Source organism: Paraburkholderia oxyphila NBRC 105797 (genome assembly GCF_000685075.1).
Taxonomy (GTDB): Bacteria; Pseudomonadota; Gammaproteobacteria; order Burkholderiales; family Burkholderiaceae; genus Paraburkholderia; species Paraburkholderia oxyphila.
Window position 1 is genome coordinate 1 of sequence record NZ_BAYD01000198.1, and the last position, 9018, is coordinate 9018.

Here is a 9018-nt window from a genome sequence, read left to right on the forward strand (position 1 = left end):
CCTTAACGGCTTGTACTGCAGCATTCATCGCGCGATTCATTTCGGCCATTCGTCCATCGCATCGTTGAAGAGTTCGGCCACCACGCTGCGCAGCCATTCGCCGCGCGGCGCATTATGGTACTTGCGGTGCCAGTGCTGCTTGAGGTCGAAGCGGGGCAAGGGAAGCGGCGGCTCCACCAGCGCGATCGAGGCGTGTTCCGATACGTAGGCGAAGCCGATTGCATGCGGGACGGTCGCGATCAAGTCCGTGCGCGTGAGAATGAACGGCAGGCTCATGAAGTGAGGCGTCTCGAGCACGGCACGCCGGTGCAGGCGCTTCTTCTCCAGAAAGCGCTCGAGCACTTCCTGGCTGCGTCCCTCTGCACGCACGACGGCGTGCCCGAGTGCAAGAAATTGCTCGAGCGTCATGGGCTTGCCGGCGAGCGGATGGCCGCTGCGCATCAGGCAGATGAACCGGTGCGTAAAAAGGCGCTGCTGAAAAAAGTTGTTGCCGCCGAGGTCGGGGAAGTAGCCGACGGCCAGATCGATGTCACCCGATTCGAGGCCGCGTTCCACCTGGCTGTGCGGCAGCGAGACCGAGCGCAGATTGGCGTTGGGCGCCCGTTTGGCGAACAGTTGCAAGAGACGCGGCAGGAACACGATCTCGCCCACGTCCGAAAGGGCGATCGAGAACGTATGCGTGCTGGTGGCCGGGTCGAAGTCTTGCGCTTCGAGCATGCCCTTTTCGATGCGGATGAGCGCGTCGCGCGCGGCCGGGATGAGGCCGAGTGCGCGCGGCGTGGGCTCCATGCCGCGCGAGGTGCGCACGAACAGCGGGTCGCCGAAATACTCGCGCAGCTTGCCGAGCGCCGTGCTCACGCGCGGCTGGCTCACGCCCAGGCGCTCGGCGGCGCGGCTCACGTTACGCGTTTCCTCCATCGCGACGAGGTAGGGGATCAGATTCAGGTCGAGTTCTTGCATGGGAAAGACGCGCTGGCGGCGGGGTGCACTATGTTGAAACGCAATAAACAGTAGAGCATGAATTCGATTGCGCGATATTGGGGGATTTGCTCACTGCATCTCGCACGACACGCATCGCCTGCAGTCCAATGCCTTGCGCAATGACAATGCATTGGATTTCCTCCGATGAATCCGCCTGCACTGGATGGCTGCCTCAGGAAGTCCCGCCTTGACAAGTGCACATTTCGGCTCCGATAATGCGCTGGACGTTCGCTAAACGAATCAGTGTTCGTATATAGAACTTTTTCGCGATCGGGTGACGTGGACTTTCCGCGATGCGCATCGCTTTCAGGAACAGTGATGATCAACAAGATTTTCGATTCGCTTCAAGCCGCCGTCGCCGACGTGCACGACGGCGCCACGGTGATGATCGGCGGCTTCGGCACGGCCGGCATGCCGTCGGAACTGATCGACGCGCTGATCGCGCAGGGTGCGCGCGAGCTCACGATCGTGAACAACAATGCAGGCAACGGCGACACCGGTCTCGCTGCGCTGCTCAAAGCCAAGCGGGTGCGCAAGATCATCTGCTCGTTCCCGCGCCAGACCGACTCGTATGTGTTCGACGCGCTCTACCGCGCCGGTGAAATCGAGCTCGAACTCGTGCCGCAGGGCAATCTGGCCGAGCGCATCCGCGCGGCGGGCGCCGGCATCGGCGGCTTCTTCACGCCCACGGGCTACGGCACCAAGCTCGCCGAAGGCAAGGAAACGCGCCTGATCGACGGCCGCCACTACGTGCTGGAGGCGCCGCTGCACGCCGACTTCGCGCTCATCAAGGCCTACAAGGGCGATCGCTGGGGCAACCTGGTCTATCGCAAGACGGCGCGCAACTTCGGCCCGATCATGGCGAGCGCGGCGAAGGTCGCCATCGCCCAGGTGACTCAGGTCGTGCCGCTCGGCGAGCTCGACCCGGAAAACATCGTGACGCCCGGCATTTTCGTGCAGCGCGTCGTTGAAGTGCCGCAGCCGGCGCATCTGGCGCTGCAAGCCGGCCAGGCTGCCTGAGTACGGAGTCAAGAAATGAAACGTTTGAATCGCGACGAAATGGCTCAACGCGTGGCTCAGGACATTCCTGAGGGCGCTTATGTGAATCTCGGCATTGGCGTGCCGACGCTGGTGGCCAACCACCTCGACCCGAGCAAAGAAATCTTCCTGCACAGCGAAAACGGCCTGCTCGGCATGGGCCCGGCGCCGGCGCCCGGCCAGGAAGACGACGAACTCATCAACGCGGGCAAGCAGTTCGTGACGCTGCTCACGGGCGGTGCGTTCTTCCATCACGCGGACTCGTTCGCGATGATGCGCGGCGGCCACCTCGACTATTGCGTGCTCGGCGCGTTCCAGGTTTCCGTGAAGGGCGACCTCGCGAACTGGCACACCGGCGCGCCCGACGCCATTCCGGCAGTGGGCGGCGCAATGGACCTCGCACTGGGCGCGAAGCAGGTGTTCGTCATGATGGAGCTGCTCACGAAGCAGGGCGAAAGCAAGCTCGTCGCCGAGTGTTCGTATCCGGTGACCGGCGTGGGCTGTGTCGGTCGCGTCTATACCGACGTCGCTGCGTTCGACGTGACGCCGGAAGGCCTTGCCGTGCGTGAGATCTATTCGGACATCGACTTCGACGCGCTGCAAAAGCTGGCCGGCGTGCCGCTGATCGACGCAACGCAGAACCGCCGCGCGGCTTAAACTGCTGCAACGCGCTCATCGCATGAACACCCGCGTGGCGCGGCGTCCGGCTGTAGGGTGGCCGGGCGCCGCGCCATCTGTGTTTGTGTGTATCTCCACTCGACTCATCCCGATCCATGATTGAACGCCTGACGAGCCTGATCTGCGGCACCGAGCCGATGAACGCCGTGTGGTCTCCCACCGCCACGCTGCAGCGCATGCTCGACGTGGAAGCGGCGCTGGCGCGGGCGTCGGCGGCGCACGGCGTGATTCCGCAGAGCGCCGTGGCGGCTATCGTCGCGACCTGCGAGCCGGACCGGCTCGACGCCGAAGCGCTCGCGCGAGACGCCGCCTTGGGCGGCAACCTGGCGATTCCGCTCGTCAAGCAACTGACCGCGCGCGTGAAGGACGCCGATCCCGAAGCCGCAAAATATGTGCACTGGGGCGCGACGAGCCAGGACATCATCGACACGGCCACGGTGCTGCAATTGCGCGACGCGCTCGCGCTGATCGAAAGCGGGATCGACGCCACCTGCGCGAAGCTCGCCGACCTCGCGCGCACGCATCGCGCGACGCCCGCGGTCGGGCGCACCTGGCTGCAGCAAGCGCTGCCGATCACGCTCGGCCTGAAATTCGCGCAATGGCTCGACGCGATGCTGCGTCACCGCGAGCGCCTCTCGGCGTTGCGCGAGCGCGCGCTGGTGCTGCAATTCGGTGGTGCGGCGGGCACGCTCGCGAGCCTGCGCGAGGCGGCGCCGAAGGTCAGCGCGGAACTCGCGAAGGAACTGGGCCTTGCGGCGCCCGCGCTGCCCTGGCATACACAGCGCGACCGCATTGCCGAGGCCGCCTCGTTCTTCGGCATGCTGATCGGCACGCTCGGCAAGATCGCGCGCGATATCTCGCTGCAGATGCAAACCGAGATCGGCGAACTGGGCGAGCCGGCTGCGGCAGGCAAGGGCGGTTCTTCGACGATGCCGCACAAGCGCAATCCGGTGGGTTGCGCAGCAGTCCTGACCGCTGCCACGCGTGCCCCGGGCCTCGTCGCCACCGTCTTCGCGGGCATGGTGCAGGAACACGAGCGCGCGCTCGGCGGCTGGCAGGCCGAATGGGACGCGCTGCCGGAGCTCGCGCGTCTGGCGGGCGGCGCGCTCGCCCAGATCGAGCAGATCGCCGGCGGCCTCGAAGTGCGGCCCGAGCGCCTCGCGGCCAGCCTGAACGTCACGCATGGCCTGATTCTCGGCGAGGCCGTGATGCTCGCGCTCGGCGACCGCATCGGGCGGCTGGACGCGCATCATCTCGTTGAGCACGCATCGAAATCGGCGGTGCAAACGGGGCGCACGCTATACGACGTGCTCGCAGCCGATCCCGCCGTCACACAACATCTGGACGAAGCGCGCCTGAAGGCGCTGCTCGATCCCGCCAACTACGTGGGTGAGGCGCACGCCTTTGTCGACGCGGTCCTCGCGTCGTATGGCGTGCGCGCGCCCCATTCTTCATCGCAGACTCATCAGGAGTAACCGCATGCCTCATGCAGCCGTCAACGACACGCAACTGTTCTACCGCATCGACGGTGCGCAGAACGCCACGGCGCCGTGGCTCGTTCTGTCGAATTCGCTCGGCAGCGACGTGTCGATGTGGACGCCCCAGCTCGCCGCCTTCTCGAAGCATTTCCGCGTGCTGCGCTACGACACGCGCGGCCATGGTCATTCGGCGGTGCCGGCCGGCCCGTACACCATCGAGCAGCTGACCGGCGACGTGATTGGCCTGCTCGATCACCTCGGCATCGAGCGCGCGCATTTCGCTGGGGTCTCGATGGGCGGCCTGACGGGCGTGGGCCTCGGCGCGCGCTTTGGCAGCCGCATCGAGCGCCTCGCGCTGTGCAACACGGCGGCGAAGATCGGCACGCCCGAAGTGTGGGTGCCGCGCGCGGCGAAGGCCCGCAACGAAGGCATGCTCGCGCTGGCCGATGCGGTGCTGCCGCGCTGGTACACGGCCGAATTCATGGCGAAGAACCCGCTCGTGATCGATCAGGCGCGCGATGTGTTCGTGCATACCGACAAGGATGGCTATGCTTCGAACTGCGAAGCGATCAATGCCGCCGATCTGCGGGGTGAGGCCGCGTCGATCAAGGCGCCCACGCTCGTGATCTCGGGTACCCACGACCTGGCCGCCACGCCCGCGCAAGGCCGCGAGCTGGCCGAATCGGTGCCGGGCGCGCGCTATGTCGAGCTGAACGCTTCGCATATCTCGAACGTCGAGCTGGCGGACGAGTTCAACCAGACCGTGCTGGGCTTCCTGCTGGAGTCGAAATGAACGAAGACGAGCGCTACGAAGCGGGCATGACGGTGCGTCGCGCGGTGCTGGGCGACGCGCACGTCGACCGCTCGATCACGAACCGCACTGAGCTGACCGAGGAATTCCAGACGCTCATCTCGCGCTACGCGTGGGGCGAGATCTGGACGCGCGAGGGTTTGCCGCGCCACACGCGCAGCCTGCTCACGATCGCCATGATGGTGGCGCTCAATCGCAGCGAGGAGCTCGCGCTGCATCTGCGCGCCGCGAAGAACAATGGCGTGACGCGCGACGAGATCAAGGAAGTCTTGCTGCAGACCGCCATCTACTGCGGCGTGCCCGCAGCCAATTCGGCGTTCCATCTCGCCGATCGCATCTTCCGCGAGGAAGACGCCGCGGCGTCCGGCGCAGCGCCGTCTGGCGGCGCGCAGGGCTAGTCCTGCGCAACGGGGCGCGCGCCATGTGCGCCCCGGTTCATCCCCTCATTGCACTCACTCTTCGGCATTGATTTCGGCCACGTAGCGCCGCAGGACGGCGAGTACGGCGGCGTCCTCGGCGCGGCTCGCTTCGTCGCTGGCCGAACCCGCATCGTCTTCTTCGCCCAATAGCGCGGCCGGCGCCGCAAACGTGTCGACTGCGCGGCCGTCGCGGAACACACGGATCTCATGCGTCGACGCGAGATATTCCGCCACCCAGTGGACGCCTTCGATATGCGCGCCCATACGGATCGGTGTCTTCATGGCCCTTCCTCCCGCCGCCGCCTGCGAGCGGCATCGCAGTGTCGATAGACCAACGATACGCCGATGCCGCGCGCCGTGCGCGTGTCGTGACCGCCGGACCAGGCACGGGAAAAAGCAAACTGAAAGATACAGGCGCAAAAAAGCGGCCCGCGCACATGTTGCCGCGGGCCGCCTGGCTGTCTACTCACCTCATTGCGCCGCGCTTGAGGGCGCGGCGCAATGAGCGGGGTGCGTGAGCGATAGCGCCTGGGTTACTGGACCTTCGCCAGCACGTCGCGCACCGTGCCGAACAGACGCTCGATCTCTTCCTCGGTGACGATGAGCGGCGGCGAGAACGCGAGAATGTCGCCCGTGAAGCGGATCAGCACGCCCGCCTCGAAGCACTTGACGAACACCTCATAGGCGCGCGCGCCCGGCGCGCCATCGCGCGAATCGAGCTCGATGCCCGCGACGAGGCCAAGATTGCGGACATCCTTCACATGCTTCGCGTCGCGCAGCGCATGGGCCGCGGCTTCGAACTTCGGCGCGAGGCTATGGGCGCGCTCGAAGAGCCCCTCGCGGCGATACAGGTCCTGCGTCGCGATCAAAGCCGCGGCGGCGAGCGGGTGCGCCGAATACGTATAGCCGTGGAACAGCTCGATCGCGCCCGGCGCGCCGCTGTTTACCACCGTGTCGTAGATCGTCTGGCTCACGGCCACGCCGCCCATCGGCACGGCCGCGTTGTTGATCGCCTTCGCCATCGTGATGATGTCGGGCGTGACGCCGAAATATTCGCTCGCCGTGGCCTTGCCGAGGCGGCCGAAGCCCGTGATCACCTCGTCGAAGATCAGCACGATGCCGTGCTTCGTGCAGATTTCACGCAGGCGCTGCAGATAGCCTTGCGGCGGGATCAGCACGCCGGTCGAGCCCGCCACCGGCTCCACGATGACGGCCGCGATGGTCGAGGCGTCGTGCAGCGCGATGATGCGCTCGAGGTCTTCGGCGAGATGCGCGCCCCATGCGGGCTGGCCCTTCGAAAACGCGTTGTGCTCGAGGTTGTGCGTGTGCGGCAGATGATCGACGGCGGGCAGGAGCTGGCCCGAGAACGCCTTGCGGTTCGCACCGATCCCGCCGACCGAAATGCCGCCGAAGCCCACGCCGTGATAGCCGCGCTCGCGGCCGATGAGCTTGGTGCGCTGGCCTTCGCCGCGCGAGCGGTGGTAGGCGAGGGCGATCTTGAGCGCCGTGTCGACCGACTCCGAGCCCGAGTTCGTGAAGAAGATGCGGTCGAGACCCGCGGGCATGATGTCGGCGATCTTGCGCGCTGCCTCGAAGGCGAGCGGGTGGCCCATCTGGAAGGTGGGCGCGAAATCGAGCGTGCCGGCCTGCTGGGCGATGGCGGCGACGATCTCTTCGCGCGCATGGCCGGCGTTCACGCACCACAGCCCCGCGCTGCCGTCGAGCACTTCGCGGCCGTCGCTCGTGCGGTAGTACATGCCCTTGGCCGACTCGAGCAGGCGCGGCGCGGCCTTGAACTGACGGTTGGCCGTGAACGGCATCCAGAACGACGACAGATCGTCGATGACGGGGCGCGAAGTCATGGGTTTGCTCCTCCTAGTGGTTTCGAAGACTGTAGCCTCCGGGCTTGAACGGCGGCATATACAGTCTCTATACTGCGCTGATAACCGTGCTGGACAATTTGACGCAACTGTATTGGTCTGCCTGCCCCATCGACTTTTCCCATGATCGAACTTGAACTGGAACGTGGCCGCGGCGCCTCCATGACGCTCGTCGAGCAGCTCGTGCGGGGCTTCGCGCACGCGATCGAAGCGAACTCGCTGCGCACCGGCGCGCTGCTGCCCTCGGTGCGGCAGCTCGCGCAGTCGCATGCGCTCTCCACCTATACGGTGACCGAGGCGTACAACCGGCTCGTCTCGATGGGGCTGGTGGTGGCGCGGCGCGGCTCGGGCTACCGCGTGGCGCCGCGCGAGACCGCGCCGCGCCCGAGCGTGGCGGTCTGGCAGCCGCCCACGCTCACCGCCACCTGGCTGCTCTCGGACGTGTTCGCCGACCACTCCGTGCCGATCAAGGCGGGCTGCGGCTGGATGCCGAGCGAGTGGATCAACGAGACGGGCCTGCATCACGCGTTGCGCGCGACGAGCCGCGTGCCCGCGGTGCGGCTGGGCGACTATGGGCATCCGTACGGCTTCGCGCCGCTGCGCGAGCGCATTGCCGCGCAGCTGGACCGCCAGGGGCTGCCGGTGGAAGTCGGCAACGTGTTGCTCACCCAGGGCGCGACGCAGGGGCTCGACCTGATCGTGCGCACGCTGCTGCGTCCCGGCGATGCGGTGCTGGTGGAGGACCCGGGCTACTGCAACCTGCTGCAGATCCTCAAGCTCGCCGGGCTCGCGGTGCACGGTGTGCCGCGCACGCCGGCCGGGCTCGACCTCGACGCGCTCGAGCAGCAGGTGGCCGCGCATCGGCCCAAGGCGATATTCGTGAACACGACGCTGCAAAATCCGACTGGCGCGACCTACACGATGGCGAATGCGTTTCGCCTGCTGCAGATTGCCGAGCGCGAGCGCATGTGGGTGGTGGAGGACGATGTGAGCCGCGAGCTCGCGCCGCCCGGCGCGCCGCTGCTGGCGGCGATGGAAGGGCTGCAGCGCGTGCTCTACGTGGGCGGCTTCTCGAAGACGGTGACGCCGTCGCTGCGCTGCGGCTACGTGGTGGCCGAGCGCGACGTGCTGCGCGAGCTGGCGCGCGCGAAGATGGCGGTGGGGCTCACGTCGTCGGAGACGATCGAGCGCATCGTTGACAAGGTGTTGCTCGAAGGGCGGTATGCGCGCCACGTCGAGCTTGTCAACGAGCGCCTGAAGGCCGCGCATGCCACGCTGGAGGAACGTCTCGACGCGCTGGGCCTCGAGCCGTTCTGCCGGCCGCGCGCGGGGCTTTTCGTGTGGGTGCGCCTGCCCGTGGAGGCCGCGCGTGCTGGCGCGATCGCCACGGCGGCGCTGGCCGACGGCATCTGGCTCGCGCCCGGCTCGTACTTCTGCACCGACGATGCGGCCAGCGCCTGGTTCCGCTTCAACGCGCCGTACTCGCTCAACGACGCGCTGTGGCGGTTCATCGAGCGGGTCGGCAGCCGGTCGTCGTGAAGCACGGCTGCCCCGCGCGCCACACAAACCGCTAGATCGTTCCGTACAGCGCGCGCGGCCGGTCGCGCAGCGTGCGCGCCAGGATTTGCGGCGCGCGCCAGTTGCTCTGTACGGGTATTAGTAGGACTCCAGCATATTTTCTCGGAAGTATTCCTGCGCATTCGCCGGGCAGCGCCCCTAGTTTTCCTTGCAGA

Annotated in this window: 9 protein-coding genes; 6 read left to right on the top strand and 3 right to left on the bottom strand. The window is 66.7% G+C overall.

Annotated features, from left to right (window positions below; translation table 11 throughout):
• Positions 1-36: 36 nt before the first annotated feature.
• Positions 37-960: a LysR family transcriptional regulator gene (locus tag BO1_RS47440; protein ID WP_028223579.1), complete on the bottom strand. Its 924-nt coding sequence runs from the start codon at positions 958-960 to the stop codon at positions 37-39.
• A gap of 339 nt (positions 961-1299) precedes the next feature.
• On the opposite strand from BO1_RS47440, the gene BO1_RS47445 reads away from it, so the two are divergent.
• From BO1_RS47445 to pcaC, 5 genes are all read left to right on the top strand, one after another.
• Entirely contained in the window at positions 1300-2001 is a 702-nt protein-coding gene (locus BO1_RS47445) for a 3-oxoacid CoA-transferase subunit A (RefSeq protein WP_028223580.1), read from the top strand.
• A gap of 15 nt (positions 2002-2016) precedes the next feature.
• Entirely contained in the window at positions 2017-2676 is a 660-nt protein-coding gene (locus BO1_RS47450) for a 3-oxoacid CoA-transferase subunit B (RefSeq protein ID WP_028223581.1), read from the top strand.
• Between the two features lie 116 nt (positions 2677-2792).
• Complete coding sequence (locus BO1_RS47455; protein WP_043289161.1) at positions 2793-4172, top strand: 3-carboxy-cis,cis-muconate cycloisomerase; 1380 nt, start codon at positions 2793-2795, stop codon at positions 4170-4172.
• A 4-nt stretch (positions 4173-4176) separates the two neighbouring features.
• On the top strand, positions 4177-4968 hold the full coding sequence (pcaD, locus tag BO1_RS47460) for a 3-oxoadipate enol-lactonase (protein ID WP_028223583.1): 792 nt from the start codon (positions 4177-4179) through the stop codon (positions 4966-4968).
• Positions 4965-5384, top strand: coding sequence for a 4-carboxymuconolactone decarboxylase (gene pcaC, locus BO1_RS47465; RefSeq protein ID WP_028223584.1), 420 nt, complete (start codon positions 4965-4967; stop codon positions 5382-5384). The genes pcaD and pcaC overlap by 4 nt, the downstream gene beginning before the upstream one ends.
• 54 nt (positions 5385-5438) lie before the next feature.
• On the opposite strand, the gene BO1_RS47470 is transcribed toward pcaC, so the two are convergent.
• Together BO1_RS47470 and BO1_RS47475 are read right to left on the bottom strand one after the other, a co-directional pair.
• Positions 5439-5687, bottom strand: coding sequence for a hypothetical protein (locus BO1_RS47470; RefSeq protein ID WP_028223585.1), 249 nt, complete (start codon positions 5685-5687; stop codon positions 5439-5441).
• A 251-nt stretch (positions 5688-5938) separates the two neighbouring features.
• Positions 5939-7267: an aspartate aminotransferase family protein gene (locus BO1_RS47475; RefSeq protein ID WP_028223586.1), complete on the bottom strand. Its 1329-nt coding sequence runs from the start codon at positions 7265-7267 to the stop codon at positions 5939-5941.
• A gap of 141 nt (positions 7268-7408) precedes the next feature.
• Here BO1_RS47475 and BO1_RS47480 point away from each other — a divergent pair, with 141 nt between their 5' ends.
• The gene (locus tag BO1_RS47480) at positions 7409-8824 is read left to right on the top strand and encodes an aminotransferase-like domain-containing protein (protein ID WP_028223587.1); all 1416 of its coding nucleotides are present in this window, start codon (positions 7409-7411) and stop codon (positions 8822-8824) included.
• Positions 8825-9018 lie beyond the last annotated feature (194 nt).

Bases quoted from the DNA above. Each gene is read 5' to 3' on its own strand.
- BO1_RS47440 (WP_028223579.1), bottom strand. From the start codon at position 960: ATGCAAGAACTCGACCTGAATCTGATCCCCTACCTCGTCGCGATGGAG.
- BO1_RS47445 (WP_028223580.1), top strand. From the start codon at position 1,300: ATGATCAACAAGATTTTCGATTCGCTTCAAGCCGCCGTCGCCGACGTG.
- BO1_RS47450 (WP_028223581.1), top strand. From the start codon at position 2,017: ATGAAACGTTTGAATCGCGACGAAATGGCTCAACGCGTGGCTCAGGAC.
- BO1_RS47455 (WP_043289161.1), top strand. From the start codon at position 2,793: ATGATTGAACGCCTGACGAGCCTGATCTGCGGCACCGAGCCGATGAAC.
- pcaD (WP_028223583.1), top strand. From the start codon at position 4,177: ATGCCTCATGCAGCCGTCAACGACACGCAACTGTTCTACCGCATCGAC.
- pcaC (WP_028223584.1), top strand. From the start codon at position 4,965: ATGAACGAAGACGAGCGCTACGAAGCGGGCATGACGGTGCGTCGCGCG.
- BO1_RS47470 (WP_028223585.1), bottom strand. From the start codon at position 5,687: ATGAAGACACCGATCCGTATGGGCGCGCATATCGAAGGCGTCCACTGG.
- BO1_RS47475 (WP_028223586.1), bottom strand. From the start codon at position 7,267: ATGACTTCGCGCCCCGTCATCGACGATCTGTCGTCGTTCTGGATGCCG.
- BO1_RS47480 (WP_028223587.1), top strand. From the start codon at position 7,409: ATGATCGAACTTGAACTGGAACGTGGCCGCGGCGCCTCCATGACGCTC.